Annotated in this window: 16 protein-coding genes; 4 read left to right on the top strand and 12 right to left on the bottom strand. The window is 48.5% G+C overall.

All coding sequences use genetic code 11. From position 1 onward, the window contains the following. The first annotated feature begins 99 nt into the window (after positions 1 to 99). Genes RGU72_RS18945 through RGU72_RS18935 form a run of 3 tightly spaced genes read left to right on the top strand, consistent with a single transcriptional unit; the run spans position 100 to position 3,334 of the window. Positions 100 to 879 (top strand): response regulator transcription factor, encoded by a 780-nt coding sequence (locus RGU72_RS18945; protein ID WP_322121223.1) that lies wholly within the window; start codon positions 100 to 102, stop codon positions 877 to 879. After that, entirely contained in the window at positions 876 to 2,855 is a 1,980-nt protein-coding gene (locus tag RGU72_RS18940) for an ATP-binding protein (RefSeq protein WP_322121222.1), read from the top strand. The genes RGU72_RS18945 and RGU72_RS18940 overlap by 4 nt, the downstream gene beginning before the upstream one ends. Further along, on the top strand, positions 2,852 to 3,334 hold the full coding sequence (locus RGU72_RS18935; protein WP_322121221.1) for a response regulator: 483 nt from the start codon (positions 2,852 to 2,854) through the stop codon (positions 3,332 to 3,334). Before RGU72_RS18940 ends, RGU72_RS18935 begins: the two co-directional genes overlap by 4 nt. Before the next feature lie 37 nt (positions 3,335 to 3,371). Here the strand turns inward: RGU72_RS18935 and RGU72_RS18930 are convergent, their stop codons facing one another. The 9 genes from RGU72_RS18930 to RGU72_RS18890 all read right to left on the bottom strand — a co-directional run bounded on the left by RGU72_RS18930 (position 3,372) and on the right by RGU72_RS18890 (position 14,405). Further along, positions 3,372 to 4,313: a M28 family peptidase gene (locus RGU72_RS18930; protein WP_322121220.1), complete on the bottom strand. Its 942-nt coding sequence runs from the start codon at positions 4,311 to 4,313 to the stop codon at positions 3,372 to 3,374. A 597-nt stretch (positions 4,314 to 4,910) separates the two neighbouring features. Continuing rightward, positions 4,911 to 5,213, bottom strand: a complete 303-nt coding sequence (locus RGU72_RS18925; RefSeq protein WP_322121219.1) for a hypothetical protein — start codon at positions 5,211 to 5,213, stop codon at positions 4,911 to 4,913. Between the two features lie 8 nt (positions 5,214 to 5,221). Next, a complete protein-coding gene (locus RGU72_RS18920) occupies positions 5,222 to 6,187 on the bottom strand; it encodes a polymorphic toxin type 37 domain-containing protein (protein ID WP_322121218.1) in 966 nt (321 codons plus the stop codon). A gap of 135 nt (positions 6,188 to 6,322) precedes the next feature. Continuing rightward, on the bottom strand, positions 6,323 to 7,093 hold the full coding sequence (locus RGU72_RS18915) for an enoyl-CoA hydratase (protein WP_322121217.1): 771 nt from the start codon (positions 7,091 to 7,093) through the stop codon (positions 6,323 to 6,325). A gap of 271 nt (positions 7,094 to 7,364) precedes the next feature. Continuing rightward, complete coding sequence (locus tag RGU72_RS18910; RefSeq protein ID WP_322121216.1) at positions 7,365 to 8,561, bottom strand: acetyl-CoA C-acyltransferase; 1,197 nt, start codon at positions 8,559 to 8,561, stop codon at positions 7,365 to 7,367. A gap of 14 nt (positions 8,562 to 8,575) precedes the next feature. Further along, positions 8,576 to 10,978 (bottom strand): 3-hydroxyacyl-CoA dehydrogenase NAD-binding domain-containing protein, encoded by a 2,403-nt coding sequence (locus RGU72_RS18905; protein ID WP_322121215.1) that lies wholly within the window; start codon positions 10,976 to 10,978, stop codon positions 8,576 to 8,578. A gap of 167 nt (positions 10,979 to 11,145) precedes the next feature. Continuing rightward, positions 11,146 to 12,936, bottom strand: a complete 1,791-nt coding sequence (locus tag RGU72_RS18900) for an acyl-CoA dehydrogenase C-terminal domain-containing protein (RefSeq protein ID WP_322121214.1) — start codon at positions 12,934 to 12,936, stop codon at positions 11,146 to 11,148. Between the two features lie 152 nt (positions 12,937 to 13,088). After that, on the bottom strand, positions 13,089 to 13,700 hold the full coding sequence (locus RGU72_RS18895; RefSeq protein WP_322121691.1) for a TetR/AcrR family transcriptional regulator: 612 nt from the start codon (positions 13,698 to 13,700) through the stop codon (positions 13,089 to 13,091). A gap of 330 nt (positions 13,701 to 14,030) precedes the next feature. Then, a complete protein-coding gene (locus tag RGU72_RS18890) occupies positions 14,031 to 14,405 on the bottom strand; it encodes an RNA-binding S4 domain-containing protein (protein WP_322121690.1) in 375 nt (124 codons plus the stop codon). A 354-nt stretch (positions 14,406 to 14,759) separates the two neighbouring features. On the opposite strand from RGU72_RS18890, the gene RGU72_RS18885 reads away from it, so the two are divergent. Continuing rightward, positions 14,760 to 15,392, top strand: a complete 633-nt coding sequence (locus RGU72_RS18885) for a TetR/AcrR family transcriptional regulator (RefSeq protein WP_322121213.1) — start codon at positions 14,760 to 14,762, stop codon at positions 15,390 to 15,392. A gap of 454 nt (positions 15,393 to 15,846) precedes the next feature. Here RGU72_RS18885 and RGU72_RS18880 read toward each other — a convergent pair whose 3' ends face one another. The 3 genes from RGU72_RS18880 to RGU72_RS18870 are packed head-to-tail and all read right to left on the bottom strand — an operon-like array spanning position 15,847 to position 18,711. After that, on the bottom strand, positions 15,847 to 16,695 hold the full coding sequence (locus RGU72_RS18880; RefSeq protein WP_322121212.1) for a DUF429 domain-containing protein: 849 nt from the start codon (positions 16,693 to 16,695) through the stop codon (positions 15,847 to 15,849). After that, the gene (locus RGU72_RS18875) at positions 16,692 to 17,867 is read right to left on the bottom strand and encodes a phospholipase D-like domain-containing protein (RefSeq protein WP_322121211.1); all 1,176 of its coding nucleotides are present in this window, start codon (positions 17,865 to 17,867) and stop codon (positions 16,692 to 16,694) included. Before RGU72_RS18875 ends, RGU72_RS18880 begins: the two co-directional genes overlap by 4 nt. Beyond that, a complete protein-coding gene (locus tag RGU72_RS18870; protein WP_322121210.1) occupies positions 17,860 to 18,711 on the bottom strand; it encodes an endonuclease/exonuclease/phosphatase family protein in 852 nt (283 codons plus the stop codon). The genes RGU72_RS18875 and RGU72_RS18870 overlap by 8 nt, the downstream gene beginning before the upstream one ends. Positions 18,712 to 18,742: the final 31 nt, after the last annotated feature.

Here is an 18,742-nt window from a genome sequence, read left to right as displayed (position 1 = left end):
GCTTGTGATTGCGATGACGCACTATGACTTGGCAATAGAATCGCCACATCCGCTCACTGACATAGGCAAAGGTATGCTGTTCGGCATATACTATTACGTATGCCTACCACTCCCCACCCTTCAGCACACGCCTTGCGCAGTCATTACCGTGATCAGAAAGCCAATACCGCCCGTCTGAGGTTGTTATATGACGCCGGACAGGCGCTAACAACGTCAGCAAACAGTGCAGCTATTCCGGCTATTTTGGGCTATGCGCTGGAGTTTTGTGCGTTTGAATCCGGCACGGTCATGGTGGCAGACAATGGTGCGCTGCGGATTGAAGCGTCTCGCGGCGACGTACTGCCGAGTGGATTGCGTTTTTCAGCACAAGGTACACTTGCCGCCACATTAAAGCCCGACGCAAACCTGATGGTACGACAAAACAGTGTGAGCCGTATGCTATTACCCGCCGGTGCGATGGCGAGTCTGGAACTTTTACTGCCGCTACGTGCTGCGGGCAACCCGGTTGGTATTCTGCAATTAGTTAATCGCAAACCCATACCCGTTCCGGTTGAGGCTGACTTACAAGCACTCTCTACGCTGGCCAGTATGCTGGCGCTGGCATTATCGTCGGCACTATCTCTACCAGCAAGTAATTTGCAAGCTAGTAGCAAGCAGAGTAAAGCCTTATCCCAGCAACTCACCCCGCGAGAACGTGAAGTGCTGGTGCTGCTGCCTCACGGACTGACAAATGCCGACATCGGCTTACGGCTGGGGATTGCGACTGGTACGGTCAAGGTACATGTCGAGAGAATTATTCATAAATTAGGACTCAACGACCGTACCCAAGTGGCAGCACGTGCAGTAGAACTTGGCTTTGGCAATTCGGGAGCGACATGAAACACAGCATACAAATCAAGATGTCACAGTGGTGGTCAAATCAACCGCTAAGATTAAAAGGTTTAGTGGTAATTGCGGTACCGGTACTGGTGCTGCTGGCGGCGCTGATATCCGGTTATGTCATGAGTCTTGAAAGCAGGCAAGCGCAACAAGGTATACAACGCACCCTGCAAATTCAGCATGATATCCAGGAGGTGCATACGTTGCTGGCCGAGGCGGCGACTGGTGTGCGGGGTTATTTGTTGACGGGCCAGACCAATTTTTTGGAACCGTATCGGATCGCAGAAACGGATCTACCAAAACCACTGCAACGCCTGCGACTACAGATCCGTGATCCGCAGCAAGTCATTTTGCTTGAACGTGTCGCAGCACTTGCGGCAAAAAAAAGTGAGGGACTCCATCATCTGGTTGAGCTGGGCAGCAACACCCCCTCCTCCACTTTGATTCCTATCCTCGTATCAAACAAAATGGTGCTGGACGAACTACGCCGCAGCATCGACACCATGCGTACGCGCGAGGAGCTATTGCTACAACAACGTGAAGAATACGCAGAGCAAGTTAATCAGCGTGCGATGATTGCCACTGCCATTGCAGGTATCGCCGGAGCGTTAGGTGCACTGCTAGCGGTGCTGTTATTTTCAACCGGTATCGTACGCCGGGTGCATCGTCTGGCCGACAACGCCGAGCGGCTGGCGCGTGGTGCGTCGCTGGTGCCGGCAGAACCTGCCACAGATGAGCTTGGACAACTAGCCAGCAGGCTGGATCATGCGAGTATTTTGCTGGCCACACGCAGTGCCGAGGCAGAAAAAGCCTATCGTGAAGCGGAGCAGGCTAACCACGCAAAAACGGAGTTTCTGTCGCGTACCAGTCATGAATTACGCACGCCATTGAATGCAATTCTCGGCTTTGCTCAATTATTGGAACGTGATCTGCAAGAACCAGCAGCGCGTGACAGCGTGGCGCATATTCTGAAAGGTGGCCGGCACTTGCTCGCGCTTATTAACGAAGTGCTGGATATCGCCCGTATTGAAACGGGGCTAATTGACATCGACCTGCAAGCCGTTGAGGTGGACAACTTGCTGCGAGAAGCGGTCGCGCTGATCACACCGATCGCCGATCAAACCGGTATCGACATTAGCATCAAACTCGACCCAGACATCGACACAGCAAATCCAATAAATCCAGCAGATCAGCCTAAAAAAATCCATGTTCTGGCCGACCGCAAACGTTTATTGCAAGTGATGCTCAACTTGCTGTCAAATGCAGTCAAGTATAACGAACCCAATGGCAGTGCCAGCCTGCACGTCCTGGTCCAAGGACGCAGAGCACGGATACAAGTCAGCGACACGGGCAAAGGTATTCCCGCAGAATTACAAGAACGTTTATTCACGCCATTTGACCGTCTCGGCGCGGAACATCGTTCAAGTGAAGGTACCGGACTTGGCTTGGCGGTATCGCGCCAAATTGTACGGGCAATGGGCGGCGACATTGAGATGACCAGTAGTCCCGGAAAGGGCAGCACTTTCTGGATCGATTTACCGGTCGCAGACAACATTGCCATCAACCCGGCGGCCTTAACACCGATCCCAGTTCAACCCAGATTACTACGCAACTGTACGGTGCTATATATAGAAGATCAATCGTCCAATCTGGCGCTGGTCGAAATTCTGCTATCACGCCGTCGCAACATCACCCTCATCAGCGCCTCATCTGGTTCTGGGGGGCTGGAACTGGCGATATCACAACAACCCGATCTGATCTTGCTCGATCTTCATTTACCAGATATGGATGGAGAACAGGTGCTCGCATCTGTTCGCGCAACACCCGCAATGGAGAAAATACCCGTAGTAATCTTGAGCGCAGATGCATTACCCTCAACGATAACGCACATGATGTCAGCAGGCGCCAATGCGTACTTAACTAAACCCCTTGATGTCAGCTTATTTTTTTCGACTCTGGATCGATTACTGTCATGAATATTACCGATTTGCTCGTTATGCGCATCCTCATCGTTGACGACAAAATAGAAAACATCAACGTGTTGGAAGACATGCTGGCACGTGAAGGATTTAGTAACGTCGTCAGCACTACCGACTCACGCAGAACCCTGGATCTAGTCACCGCTTTCGATCCCGATCTGATATTACTGGACTTGATGATGCCGGACTTAGATGGTTTTGCAGTGCTAGAACAATTATCTAAGCGAACATCGTCAGATGAATTTCGCCCCGTGATGGTGTTAAGCGCAGATGTCACCCAAGAAGCGAAGCGCCGCGCCTTATCGCTAGGCGCCAAAGACTTTCTGACCAAACCCTTTGATCTGATCGAAACTCTGCTACGCATCAGCAATCTATTAGAAACCTGTCTACTATATAAACGCTTAAAAAATCTGGCGTCAGCAGAAATGCCTTTGCCGATATGGGCAAAAAATGAGTATCAGAAGACAGGCAAATAAATTCAGCTTCGGCTTACTTGGCAAGCGCAGTAACTGCTTAGCTTTTTCTTCTGAAACTAGTCGTGACCAAGGCCTGATCAATCAGATAAGTCGTTTTGGTGACTAACTCAACAGCACCCATAAAGAAGACGGGATTGATTTTGTCTGCGGTATCAGTTGGTTGATGGTAGTCAGGATGATCCTCTACCCCAAAGTAAATAAAGGGGATACCAGCAGCAAATAAATTGTAGTGGTCAGATTGCTTGGTCCAATCATCCTGACCCTGTTCTGGGCGATCATGACCAAACAGTACCTTGACGTCTTTGCTGGCATCCAGCGGCGCCAATATAGGTTTGAGTGAAGGCGTGTGGTAAGTGCCGCTGGCATACAACTCGCCTTTGTCACCACGGGCAATCATATCAAAGTTGATGTTGATACCCACACGATCAATGTCAATTGGCGGTTTGCTGGCAAAAGCACGTGAACCTTGTAGTCCCAACTCTTCTGCATCAAATAAAATATAAATCACATCATGTTGCGGCAGCGTCTTTTGCATCGCCTCGGCAATTGCCAACACGCCAGCAACACCCGATGCATTGTCATCGGCACCAAAATACGTTTTACCACCGCGCACGCCCAGATGATCGTAATGCGCCGAGACGATCATTGCCGTTGCATTAGCATGGTCGAGCAAGGTTCCTGACTGGCAAGCGATAATATTGCTACCTCGCTTATGTTCACCATTCCGCATCACGACATCAAAGGTCTGTATAAAATCAGTATTGCATGGCTTGATACCCAATCCTTGCAAACGTCCAATAATATATTCACGCGCCAGTTGGCTACCGGGAGTGTCAGTAGCACGGCCCGCCATCTCAGCACTGGCTAATTTTTTCACATCCATCATCGCTTGCGTCTCTGTTGGCTGGGCGATTGCATGAGATATTAAAGATGACAAGAGAATGGAGACAAAACAAAAATGTCGACTAATTTTGATCATAAAAATAATTAGAATGTGATGAGGAAATTTGAAAAATGGTATGGAAATGTTTGTTGAAAAATGAAGCATATAGCGAGAAGTACCCAGAACCGATTTTCTCGGCGATTTGACTAATCAAAAAATGAATATTTTAGATACTCCCCATCATTTTTAATAAAATAACCTAGTTCCCCTTTTACTTTATGGACGTGCTAAATATACTACCTATGTGTATTTTCAAATAGAAATGGAAGCATAAACCATTATTTGCTTATGCTTCCATCTCGTAAAGTGCCACAGAAGTTGAGACCGAAATAACCAAAAATACTACTTCCTAAGAAAAATTGCCACAGAATGTGAGACTGGTTGCCTCGGAAGTTGAGATTTTCTTATGTTCTGCCAAAGAAGTTGAGATTTTCTTGCACTCCTACTTTTATGCAAACATCCTCCTAATGCGCGTTTTAAGACGCAATCTGATAACAACAACGACTTTTTATTTTATTGCGCACGTCTCACGATTGATCTGATGCTTACCGGCCTGAGATGTTGAGCTTCGCTTTGCTCTTCGCCAACCTACCTAGCCCGGGCTGCGCTTGCTTACCCCGTCTTTCCTCGAATTTATAGTCCCATCAAACCGCTATACCAATACGCATGCTTATTCAATACCCATGACCTATTGGAATCGTTGATAAATTGCGTCAGTTGTTGTGAATCAATTTTATATCGATAAAACAGAGCAAGTAGCTCCCGTAACGTTCCGTCTTCAATTTGGTTTGATGGAATATCAATGTGAATTGAATCATGAACCCCTTTCCACAAGATTCCTTCAATTTTGTCTATCCAGTAGAAAAAAGCAGCTTCATCAATTTGAGATCCATATTCAATTTCTTTAGCAATCAAAGTTATTTTTAAATCGTTCATCTCTCTTTTCATCCAGGAAGAATATTTTTATGTCCACCTGTTCTCGGATCTTGCACATCCCAGTGTGGTCCTCCATGAGCGATATCGCCTTGGCTAGTTGGCACCCATACCTTGCCATCCTTGGCTTCCCAACCAATACCTGAACCGTTAGGGTTTTTGACCCAATTTTCGCCGTCTTTTGGATCAGTGAAACCATCAGCTTCGCTCGGCTTACCTGGAGCCTCTGCTCCATTTGGATCTTTCGCATCACGTGGTGGTTTCGCGAAAATAATACTAGCACCCAATAGACACGCCATCGGCATACTTACACATCCGCTGCGGATTAAGTTAGGAACACTTGGCATTTTCGGTCCTGATGATGGAGAACCAACGACGGGACTAAAAAACGGATCATTTACGAACGGGTCACGGTGTCCTGTGATTGTAACTGAAGGCGCAGGAAGAATAACTATCGGTTGGATTTCTATATCAGTACGCCCATCAGGATCAATGTATCTGTAGGGATTGTTCTGAGCGTAAGAATATCGATTAAATCCTCTACCAGTATTTTCATCCGTAAGCACAGGATCCTCACTCAGAAACCTTCCCGCCACAGGATCATAGTACCGCTGCTGCATGTACGTCAGCCCTGTATCCACGTCATTGACATGCCGTGTAAATCCAATCGTGGGTGTGTCACTGCCCGCAACCGCCATGCCGTACGCTTCGTATTTGGTCTGGGTGATTCTGATGCCACTGGCATTGGTCTTGGCAACCGGACTACCTAGTCCGTCTGTGTGGATGTAGGTGACCATTTCTGGGTTGGCGTTGACGGTGAGGTTAATGCCAAGGCTGGTGCCTGTGCCTGCTGGGCTGGGGGTGATGCTGACAGTGCCAGTGTAGTTGCCTGCATTGGTGCTGCTGGTGAAGGTGAGGCTGCCGCAGGTGCTATTGGCGTTGCAACTAGTGAGACCGACGATTTCCCTCTGATTCAAAAGAAAAAGGTCAGCCTAATGGCCGACCTTACGCAATTTTCTAGTCTCAACTTCCGCGGCAAAAAACTCGCCTTCTATGGCAAAAATCTCAGCTTCTGTGGCACTTTACGTTACGACAGAGCACCCGCCAATACATCAAGAAAACTGCGAGAAGTCCGGTTTACGTTTTTGAAAAAATGCCATGAATGCTTCCTTTGCTTCTGGTGCAGTCAACATAGTGCGGAAGTGAACGTTTTCTTCACCCATTTTGGCGACGATAGCTTCTTGTTGATTGCTCTTCATCAGGCGCTTGGTAGCGCGAATAGAAGCAGCTGGCAAGGCGACTAATTTAGCGACTTGTTTCTGCGCATAAGGCATTAATTCTTCTAGCGGCAAGACTTTATTAACGAAGCCAATTTCGTAGGCTTCTTGAGCACTAAATGCTTCGCCTAGCATCAATTTTTCTGCTGCGTGTTGATAGCCGACGATTTGTTGGAAAATCAAGCTGGAAGCGAATTCTGGACACAAGCCCAATTGCGTGAACGGCATAGACAGTTTGGCGTTGTCGGCCAGATACACCATGTCGCAATGCATCAGCAAGGTAGTACCGATACCAACTGCAGCGCCAGATACCGCAGCAACAACTGGTTTGCTAGTGTGACTTAAGGCATGCATGAACTGGTAGACCGGTGGCACGCCCGCGTGCTCGGCGGTGGCGTTCTTCATGAAGTCTTCCAGATCATTGCCTGCAGTAAAAATCTCTGGCCTGCCGCTGATCAAAATAGCGCGCACGGCAGTGTTATCTTCTGCTGCGGTAATTGCGTCTGCCATTGCCTGGTACATCGCGGCAGTAATGGCGTTTTTCTTTTCTGGGCGATTGAATGCAATCGACAAAACGCCATTCTCTATTTGGGTCAAAATATCCATGTGATCTCCTGAGTTTTGATTAAATTTATGGTGTACAGATTATGCTGGAATTTGCTGAATCAAGCTCACTATCCATTTTTAGCTTGATCGATCAATAAAAAACCGCACAGAAAATTTCATATGCGGTTTTTTGTTTTATCAAGTAGCGGAAACTTTGAGTAAGTATAGCGAGCGGCTCAAGGTTTAATCGAGAAGCGCAGGCGTACTTTAGTACGTTGAGCATCGCAGGTTAAAGATTGAGTTGCGCGGTAGCTTAATCAAAGTCTTCCATTTACATGCGTTCGAAAATGCCTGCTGCCCCCATGCCGGTACCAACGCACATCGTCACCATGCCGTACTTCAGATTATTACGATGCAAAGCATGGATCGTGGTCGCAGAACGGATCGCGCCAGTCGCGCCCAACGGATGGCCGAGAGCAATCGCGCCGCCCATAGGATTGACTTTGGCTGGATCTAGACCGAGGTCTTGTACCACTGCCAGAGACTGCGCTGCAAAGGCTTCGTTCAGCTCAAACCAGTCGATCTGATCTTGCGTAATACCAGCGGCACGACAGGCTGCGGGAATCGCTTCTTTAGGACCGATACCCATGATTTCTGGTGGTACGCCGCGTACTGCGAAGGATGCGAAACGTGCCAGCGGAGTCAGGTTGAATTGCTTCAAAATCTTTTCACTAACTAAGATCAGTGCGCCAGCGCCGTCAGACGTTTGCGAGCTGTTACCCGCAGTCACACTACCTTTGTTTGCGAACACCGGGCGCAGTTTTGCCAAGCCTTCTAAGGATGTATCTGGGCGTGCGCCTTCGTCACGGCTGACGGTGCGGGTTTTTAATTCGATCTCGCCAGTCAACAGATTTGGTACGCGGTCGATGATGTCAACCGAAGTAGTTTCCGCATCAAAGTAACCCGCGTTTTGCGCAGCGATGGCACGTTGATGAGATTGTAGGGCAAACGCATCTTGCGCTTCACGCGAGACTTTCCATTGTTGCGCGACCTTCTCTGCCGTCAGACCCATGCCGTAGGCCATGCCGACGTTTTCGTCTTTCAGAATCGCCATGTTCATCGATGGATTGTTACCCATCATTGGCACCATGGACATTGATTCAACACCACCAGCAATCATGACATCTGCCTGACCAACGCGGATACGATCTGCCGCCATTGCCACTGCTGTGATACCGGATGCGCAATAACGATTGATGGTGACGCCACCGATGGTGTTTGGCAAACCTGCCAACAAGATACCCATACGAGCTAGATTCAGACCCTGCGGACCTTCTGGGAAAGAGCAGCCGATGATGGCGTCTTCTGCCAGTTTTGGATCAAGATTAGGTACTTGGGCAAATGCAGATTGCAATACGCGCACCAGCAAATCGTCAGGACGTGTATTACGGAACATGCCGCGACCAGATTTGCCGATCGGGGTCCGTGTTGCTGAGACGATGTAAGCGTCTTGAAGTTGTTTAGTCATGTTGTGTACTCCGATTAGTTTCTAACTGGCTTGCCAGTTTGCATCATGCCCATGATCCGCTCTTGCGTTTTTGGATGATTCAACAATTCCATAAACGCTTTGCGCTCCAGGTCGAGCAACCATTGTTCGCTGACCAGACTACCGTTGTCGATGTCGCCACCGCTGACTACTTCGGCAATCATCTTGCCGAGCTTGTAATCATGTGCAGAGATGAAACCGCCATCACGCATATTGATCAGTTGTGCTGCGATCGATGCGATACCGTGACGACCAGTGACTGGCACCAGCTTGCGCATTGGTGCGCGATAGCCAGCATCAAACATGGCGCGTGCTTCAACTTTCGCTACATGCAACAATTCGTAGGCATTGAATACGATTACGTCGTCTTGCGACAGGTAACCCATTTTTTGCGCTTCTAATGCAGACTTGGATACTGCGGCTGTCGCTGCATTGGTGAAATAGTTCTTCAGGAATTGCAGCAGGTCAGTACCTTTGGCATCGGCTGCAGCACGGACTGCGGCTTCTTTCAAACCACCACCGCCTGGTACCAGACCTACACCAACTTCGACCAGACCAATATACGATTCGATAGAAGCCACGCGTTTCGCTGCGTGCATCATCAGTTCGCAACCACCGCCGAGTGCCAGACCGGCAACTGCAGCGACGACAGGTACATTAGCGTATTTCAATCCTTGATGCGCTTGTTGCAGACGCGAGATCGCTGGCTCGATGGCTTTGACGCCACCAGACATAAACAATGGCAACATCGCTTGCAAATCAGCACCTGCTGAGAAGGCACCGCCTTCGGCTGCATCAGCATTCCAGATTACCAGACCTTTGTAATTCTTCTCGGCTTCGGCAATCGCTTTTTCCATGCCTTCGATTACGCCAGGACCAATCACGTGCATCTTAGTCTTCATGGACAAGATCAGTACGTCATCAGGCTTCTGGTCAGTACCTTGGTGCCAGATACGAACGGAGTCGTCTTCGAAGAACGTCGTGCCAGCGGTTGCACCAGTCGGTGCACCAGCGCCCAATACAGGAGCGCGGAAAGCCTGACGGTCATATACCGCTAATGTAGAACGTGGTACATAAGTGCTGCTCGCCGCTGACCAGGAGCCTTCTGCTGTATGTACGCCTGTGCGTCCGTCAAATACCCAAGCTGGCAAGGGTGCGTTACACAATGCTTTACCCGCATCAATATCCTCTTTCACCCAACCAGCAACTTCTTGCCAGCCGGATGCTTGCCATGTCTCGAACGGACCGACATTCCAGCCGAAGCCCCAACGCATTGCGAAATCGATGTCGCGTGCATTGTCGGCAATCGTTGCACCATGTACAGCGATGTAGTGGAAAGCATCGCGGAAAATCGCCCACAGGAACTGCGCCTGTACATTGGTCGATTCACGCAAGGTTTTCATTTTCTTGACGGGATCTTTTTCTTTCAGCATACGGGCAACAACGTCATCCGCTTTCGCGCCGCCAGTCACATATTGTGCTGTGGCGAAATCTAGGCGCTGAATATCTTTGCCTACTTTTTTATAGAAACCTGCGCCAGTTTTGGAACCCAGTGCACCGGCGGCAACCAGTTTCGCTAATACTTCTGGGGTTTTGTAGACAGCAAAAAATGGATCGTCGGACAAATTATCTTGCATCGTTTTGATGACATGACCCATCGTGTCCAGACCTACGACGTCGGCGGTACGGAAAGTACCGGACGAAGCGCGGCCGAGTTTTTTACCGGTCAGATCATCGACGACATCGACGGACAAGCCGAATTTTTCTGCCTCATGAATCGTGGCGAGCATACCGAAAATACCAACACGGTTGGCGATGAAGTTCGGTGTATCTTTGGCGCGTACAACGCCTTTGCCCAATGTAGTAGTCAGGAAACCTTCGAGCTGGTCGATGATTTCTGGACGGGTTGCTACCGTCGGTATTAATTCAACCAGGTGCATATAGCGCGGTGGGTTGAAGAAATGCACGCCGCAGAAACGGGCTTTTAATTCAGCCTCAAAACCTTCGGACAAGGCCGTAATGGACAGACCAGATGTGTTGGATGCGAAGATCGCGTTTGGTGCGATGTAAGGGGACACTTTCTTATACAGATCATGCTTCCAGTCCATGCGCTCAGCAATCGCTTCAATGATCAGGTCGCAACCTTTGAGCAATTCCAGATTGTCTTCGTAATTAGCGACTTCAATCAGGGCTGCGTCATCTTTGTTGCCGAACGGAGCAGGACTCAATTTTTTCAGGTTCTCGATCGCGCGCAAAACGATACCGTTTTTCGGGCCTTCTTTGGCTGGCAGATCAAACAATACGACAGGTACTTTTGCGTTGATGCAGTGCGCAGCAATTTGCGCGCCCATCACACCGGCACCAAGAACGGCGACTTTTTTAACGATGAAATTGGTCATTTTTAACCTCATGTGGAATTCGTAGAACAACGAAAAGCAATTTCTTTGTGCCCTCTCTCAATGATGAGAGAGGCTTAGATCTCATAGGGTTCGCCACGCGCACCGCTTGAAATGGAAGAGAGGCGTAAAGGTGTATATGTTGCACCCCACGCCTGCTCAGTATTTCATCAGAACAAATCAGCTTCGAGCGATAACAGATTTGCAGAACCAGAACGTGCCTGGCGGATCAGCATCGCTGTTTCTGGATACAGACGTGCAAAGTAGAAACGAATTGTCGCTAATTTTGCTTTGTAGAAGGTGTCGCCGGAATCTTGTTTTTCCAGAGCGATTTTTGCCATTTGCGCGAAGAAGTAGCTGTACACCATGTGACCGACAACACGCAGATACGGTACAGCAGCAGCGCCGACTTCATCTGGATTCTGGAACGCCTTCATACCGATTTCCATTGTCAGCTTCGTGACTTTGTCGCCCAACTCAGCCAATGGAGTAACGAATTCGCTCATTGCTTCATTGGTGCCATTAGCTTCAACAAATGCTTGTACCTTTGCACCGAACTTGCGCAACTTAGCGCCGTTATCACCCAAGACTTTACGACCTAACAAATCCAAAGACTGGATTGTGTTAGTGCCTTCGTAGATCATGTTGATACGTGAATCACGTACATATTGCTCCATGCCCCACTCAGCGATAAAACCGTGGCCGCCATATACCTGCATACACTCAGAGGTGGCTGTCCAAGCGTTATCGGTGATGAAGGCTTTGATGATTGGTGTCAAGAGTGCGACTTCGTCAGCGCATTCTTTGCGGACTTCTTCATCAGGGTGATTTAATTCTTTATCCAGCTGCAAAGCAACGTAGGCGCAAAATGCACGTCCACCCTCAGCATAGGCTTTGGCGGTAAATAACATACGACGCACATCAGCATGCACGATGATAGGATCGGCTGGCTTGTCTGGTGCTTTTACGCCGGACAAGCTGCGCATTTGCAGACGGTCTTTTGCGTAGATCAGGGCATTTTGGTAAGCGATTTCAGTCAAGCCCAGGGATTGCATACCCACACCCAGACGTGCTGCATTCATCATGACGAACATCGCGTTGAGGCCTTTGTTCGGCTGACCGATCAACCAACCTTTTGCGCCGTCCATATTCATCTGGCAAGTTGAGTTGCCATGGATACCCATTTTTTCTTCGATCGCGCCGCAGAAAATAGGATTACGCGCACCAACGCTGCCATCCGCATTAGGTAAAAATTTAGGCACGATGAACAGAGAAATCCCTTTGGAGCCTTCTGGTGCTCCAGGCAAACGTGCCAGCACCAGATGCACGATGTTATCAACCATGTCGTGCTCACCAGCGGAGATAAAAATCTTCGCGCCGGAGATCATGTAGGAGCCATCAGCTTTTGGCTCGGCTTTAGAACGCAACATACCAAGATCAGTGCCGCAATGTGGCTCGGTCAGGCACATCGTGCCAGTCCACTCGCCGCTGATCAGTTTTGGCAAGTACAAATCTTTCTGTTCTTGTGTACCGTGTTCGTGGATACATTCGTAGGCGCCGTGTGATAAACCTGGGTACATAGTCCAGGCTTGATTGGCAGAATTCATCATTTCGTAAAATGAATTATTCAGCACCAGTGGCAAGCCTTGGCCGCCGTATTCCGGGTCGCAAGACAATGCTGGCCAGCCAGCTTCTACGTATTGTTTGTAGGCTTCTTTAAAGCCTTTTGGTGTGGTAACAGCGTGCGTTACTTTATCGTGATGGCAACCTTCACGATCGCCAGAATGGTTTAATGGGAACAAGACTTGCGAAGTGAATTTGCCACCTTCTTCTAATACTTGATTGATGATATCGGCATCAATTTCTTCGTATTTTGGCAAATGCTTTAGTTCGCCTTCTACGGCTAACAGCTCATGCAGAACGAACTGCATATCACGCAAGGGAGCGACGTATTGACCCATGATTTTCTCCTGAAGACTAAAAAGTAAAACAAAATTAAGACGGCGTTATTACATTCTTTATGACATTCTTTATGACTACTTACCTGGCGACGATTTAAGTGGTCGCTTGTTGATCAATTACAAGCCACTTATTGATGGCTTGTTAAATCGAATTAAGCCGTGACAGCTTTTTCCACTTGCGGCGCATAACATTCAATCAATCTTTCAAACCCTGCTGCGGCTCTTTCTACACTGCCTGGCTTGCGTAAAAACCGTGCGTCGTGGTGTAGTGCCAAAATCAGCCCATACATTTCATACACTATCTGCTCCGGGTCTACATCTTGATCCAAGTGACCCAACTGTATTGCCAAGGTTGCGGCACGACGCAATGCGCCTTGCCATGCATGCACCATACCTACCAGCTCATCACGGATGGGGCCTTGGCGATCATCGTATTCGGCTGCGCCGCTGATATAGATGCAACCGGAGGCGATTTCAACCGTGACGCGTTTGACCCATAAGGCAAACATGGATTGCAAACGCGGCAGACCACGTTCTTCTTTCATGCTGGGATAAAACACTTCTTGCTCAAAATGTTGGTGATACAACTTTAGCACTTCGATCTGCAAATCTTCACGCGAGCCGAAGTGAGCAAACACGCCAGACTTGCTCATGTTCATTTTGTCGGCCAGCAAACCTATCGTTAAACCTTCGATACCATCGCGGCTAGCGGCGTCTAAGGCCACGTCCAAAATGGCGGCGCGGGTAAGTTCGCCTTTACGCATAAATTTTGATGTCATATTCATATTACATTTTTCGTATTGAAATGATGCACAGACGCACAACTATGATGCAAACATGTGAATTAATCGAACGCTCGTACTATTAAGCACAGCGCACTAAAAGTCAAACTAGAAAACGGCTTTAGAGGAGAGTATCTATTTAGAGGACGACAATTTGGGGCTAAACACCTAAGGTAAATCATTAATGCTCACCAGGCTCCTAAGTTTTTGGACTTACGAGAATTGCTTGATATTACCGAATTACGATTTTTTCTGAGGCCATTATTGAGGCCATATATAAATCAAAGATCAAACTAAAGTCTCCCGCCCTTTTTAATTTCTGCTGAAATCGAGCAAACGCCGGTCTCGTTTGGTAGGACGTCCGGTGAGTGTAGCACTCGGTTCGCGGAAATATTTTCTGTCTTGTGCAAGCTTGGCTCGCTGGGCGATGCTTGCCTCGGTTTCTTGATACATGCTCTGTGCAACTACAGCGGAGCCGCGCGTATCAGATATCCGCAGCACTTGAATAATCCAAATCTGGTCAGCATGATGAATTTCTAGCAGATCACCAGGCTTGACGTTATGGGCAGGCTTAATACGTTCTTCGTTTTGCAGCACACGTCCTAATTCGACCGCATTGGTGGCGAGGGTACGGGTTTTAAAAAATCTGGCGGCCCATAGCCATTTGTCGATTCTGATACTGTTCATTTGCCCTAAAACTTGTCCCACGATTGTCCCGTTTATATGTGCCTAGTGTGTCGTCAAACTGTCGTCAATTTGTCGTTAATATGTAATTTGGCTGTCTGACCAGTGCGGGTAGAGTATCATTTTTTCTCTCCTGACCAAGCTCTGACTGTTTACAAAGTCTTGGGTTTAGATCAGACACATTGTGCATTTTTGTTTTATTGAATGTATTTCACCCCCCACTCAATTACAAGAGATTTGTTGGGCACTGTGAACAGGTTGCACAAAGAAAGTGCAAATGCTGCGCCGCGCATAGACAAATGCTTGTACGGTCGTACAATCCGCAGACCAAGCAATTGCTTTCTAATAAAGATTCCCATGAGCTCATTAGATGATCTAAGCGGAAGAAAACGCGCGATTTTGATTGCTGCGGAGAAGTGTTTTGCAGAGCAAAGCTACCAGGGTGTATCGATACGCGATATTGCTCATGAAGCTGGCGTGCCAGTCGCACTGGTGGGATATTATTTTGGCGCAAAAAATGAGTTGTATCACGCCATCTACGAGCACCATAGCAGCTATATGGCAGAGCGCCTGTCAGAGCTACGGCTGGCGAAATTACATACCAATCCCGAAGTCGCCTTAAACGCCATTATTGCCGCCTTTATTACTCCGGTGTTAAAACTGAATGAGCAGGATCATGGCGTTAATTTCTCGCGCATTGTGATGCGCGGCGTGGTGGACAGACATGAGGCGAGCGACCGGATTACCCGTGAGTTTTATGATCCCATGGCAAGAGAATTTATCGCCGCCTTAAGCGGCGCTTTGCCTACGGCATCCAAAGCCACTGTTTTCTGGTGCTATCAATTTGCACTTGGGGCGTTATTGCATCACGTGGTAGATACGCGGATTGAGCGTTTATCAGAAGGATTATGTCCGGCACGTAATGCCGCTGTTGCTGCGCCCTATTTATTGAGATTTATCACTGCCGGGATACAGGCAGCAGCGGGATAAACAAGGGATCGAACAATTAGGTTTAAAGATTGATCGCAGTGCGACTACGGTGCCATAGTGAACAGATCATCCAAACTAAAAATCAATATACTCCCCCAATTTTTTAATAAATAATGCCAAATGTCCAATGATTAATTGGACATCTTAAATATACTATATAGGAGTATATTTAATTCTTGATACATTTACGATAAATCAGGAAGACTATTTAACCCAGATTTTCCATTGGAACAGCGACAAGTGTGCCTTTGGCGGACTGACTGGCTAGACGCGACGACGACGCAAGCTGCATCTTGCTAGGAGGAGCAACAACGCCAGGCAGTTCGCCAAAGGTGCAATTGTCGCTGTAGCGGTCCCACTCAAATCGCGGTGGTGTTATCCCTCTGAAGACCGCACGCCGTCTGCGTTTTTTGCGAAGTAGTAGCGGTCTAATGGAAAATCTGGGTTTATCCAGCTAAGCACCAACAATCCAACCCTCCAGCGCATCAAACTCTGGCAAGCCGAAATTAGCATCCCGTCGCTGCCAGCCCCAAGCTGCCAGTACTGCACACAAGGCAGCATCCAGATAGTCACCGCTACCATCCTCCAATAATTGCTGACGGAATTCGCCGCAACCCAGGCGAATCTGCCAGGGCGTATTGCCGGCTTCCAAAGCATCAATTATTTGCGCTCTGGCGTCGCGCCGCTCTGAAGTCTGTTTGCGCTTATCGTCGTTTTTATAAGATGCGCGGGTGATACTGCGTGCCACCATGCCAGGATAAGCCTCTAGCGCGATTCTGGCCTCTGCATAGTCGTTGTGTGCAGGGTTTGTAGCGTCACCAGAATGGATGCCGGGCAAGTGCAGCCCTGCGCGCAACAAACGTGGGGCACCGGCATGCAACATGTAGGCGACGGGCGGATTAACCCATTTCATCGACGGTGAGGAATTGGCAGGAATATCGGTGGCGCGGTGGGCAAATTTATTACCGGCTGGTCGCGCATCGCAAAAAGCTTTAAATAATCCGCGCATTTCAGCCCGAGTAATGCATTCTAAATGTCGCATCAAATCTGCCCAGTTATCAGGCCAGATCAGCTGCTCTACCAGTTCTCGCGGCAAAGAAAAAGGTAAATCAAAGCCAGCTAACCAAGGCCCGGGGCTTTGTAGCCAGACATCAAATTGATTAAAGTCAGACAAAGATGCCAGCGATTGCAGCACCAAGGTCGGCTGCTCATCTCCCCTTGCAGGCTGTAGTTCTGCGGCGGCAATCGTAATTCCTTTGCGCTTGCCCGGTGCAGAGGTAAAGTCAACGCCGTACAGCTTCATGAGGTATAGCCGCCTAGCGTCACAATACGCATCAGGCTGCGATAAACCATATACGCAAAACCGTACCAGGCACGCTTATACCAAGGCTGATTGGCATAGTCCGCAGCAACGATGGCGACGCCATCGGCAATACCCTGCTCCAGATGCGCCGTCAGATTTTCGGTAAAACCAACATCGCGGATCACGACATTGGCTTCTTGATTGACGAATAAACTCAGACCATCAAAATTACTCGACCCGACGGTGGCCCAGTTATGGTCAATCACCGCGACCTTGGCATGCAAAGCCGTCTTACGATATTCGACAATTTTGACACCGTGCTTAAGTAATTTTGGATAAAAAGAATGCGTCACTGCATCTTGCAAATGGAATTGACCGACGCCGACCAGCAAGGTCACATCAACGCCACGACTGGCGGCAGAGATTAAGGCTCGACGGAATTTTCTGCCGGGTGCAAAGTAAGGATTGGCGAGTATCGCGCGCTTTCTGGCAAATCCTAATGCGTGCAAATAAGCCCGCTGTATGGTGGCGCGATTGCGCAAATTATCCCGCACCACAAAGGTGGCCAGCATCGGCTGATGCGAGTTTTCCTGATCCTCTTCACGCAATCGCCGCAGTAGTTGAAAGCGCGATTTTAGATTTAAACGCCCCAACTTCATCCACTGGGTTGCCACTTCTAAACGGATATGCTCAACCAAGGCGCCGACCACATGTACCGCAAAGTCCCAGCGTGGCGACGTCAGTGCGTGCCCAGAGCCATCGTCGGCAATCAAGTCGTCAATAATATTCAGACCACCGACCAAAGCGCAACGCTGATCAATCACACAAATTTTTCTATGAGTACGTGCCAGACCACGCTTGAACCAAGGATTAAAACTGCGGCATTCAACCCCTGATTGAATAAAATGATGAACTAAAGCGTCTGATTGTCGGCCACCGCTGCCTAACCAGTCAATGATGACTCGTACCATCACGCCACGTTGTGCGGCGCGCACCAAAGCTTGTTGCACACGCATGGCAGTGGGATCATTTACATCGTTTGAGAAGATGTAGGTTTGTAGATAAATTTCTTTTTGCGCAGCGTCTATTTCTTCGACCAAGGAAGAAAAATACTCTGCACCACAATATAGCAAGCGCACCTCATTACCAGAGACAAACTGGAGCTTACGCATGGGTCTTATCAGACGTCAGGTCGGGCAAGAGACTTGAATTTTTTGTTGACTCTGGAGCCATTACAGAGATCAGCTCCAGCGTTGCCACAATCGGTACGTGATCAGACAATTTAGTCCATGGCGCACCGGTCATGACTTGAGCTTTTTCTATTTTAAAACCACGGACATACACACGATCCAGACGTAAAAAAGGCAAGCCTGCCGGAAAAGTCCGCCCGTGTTGAATACTACTTTTACGCGAAAAAAAAGTACTACTACCTGTCGTTGGAATCACATTATCAAATACTTCTGTCACCCCTAGGCCCTGGTACAAACTAGCGCTCAAATGATTTTGCCAATCATTAAAATCACCCGCAATAATCAGAGGCGCATCAGCGGGCAAACTATGTTTAATCTGATTTATCAGTGCTTGCACCTGACGACGGCGACTAGCTGCAAACAAACCCAGATGAATCACAAAACAATGGATATCAGCACCAGGCGTACTAATTACTGCATGCAGAATCCCGCGCTGTTCATAAGCATGGTCAGAGACATCATGATTAGTAAAATCAGAAATCGCCAAACGACTTAGTAATGCGTTTCCGTGATGTCCATGCTCATAGATTGCATTCATCCCGTAAGCAGAATGATGCGATTCTCCCGCCAAAAAATCATGTTGAGATTGTTCTGGCCAATGCGCATGTTTCGCTGCATGCAGATCATGCTGACCTTGTACCTCTTGCAAAAATACCAGATCAGCATCCAGCAAATCAATCGCAGCTTTGATGTCATGAATACGCGTGCGTCGTCCAAATGCACTAACGCCCTTATGAATATTGTAGGTGGCAATCCGTAATTTCATGGGCAAATCAATCAATGATGAACAAAGTAGT

This window comes from Undibacterium sp. 5I1 (assembly GCF_034314085.1).
Taxonomy (GTDB): domain Bacteria; phylum Pseudomonadota; class Gammaproteobacteria; order Burkholderiales; family Burkholderiaceae_D; genus Undibacterium.
Note: the sequence above shows the minus strand (reverse complement) of the source record. Positions and strands in the feature narration are given on the sequence as shown.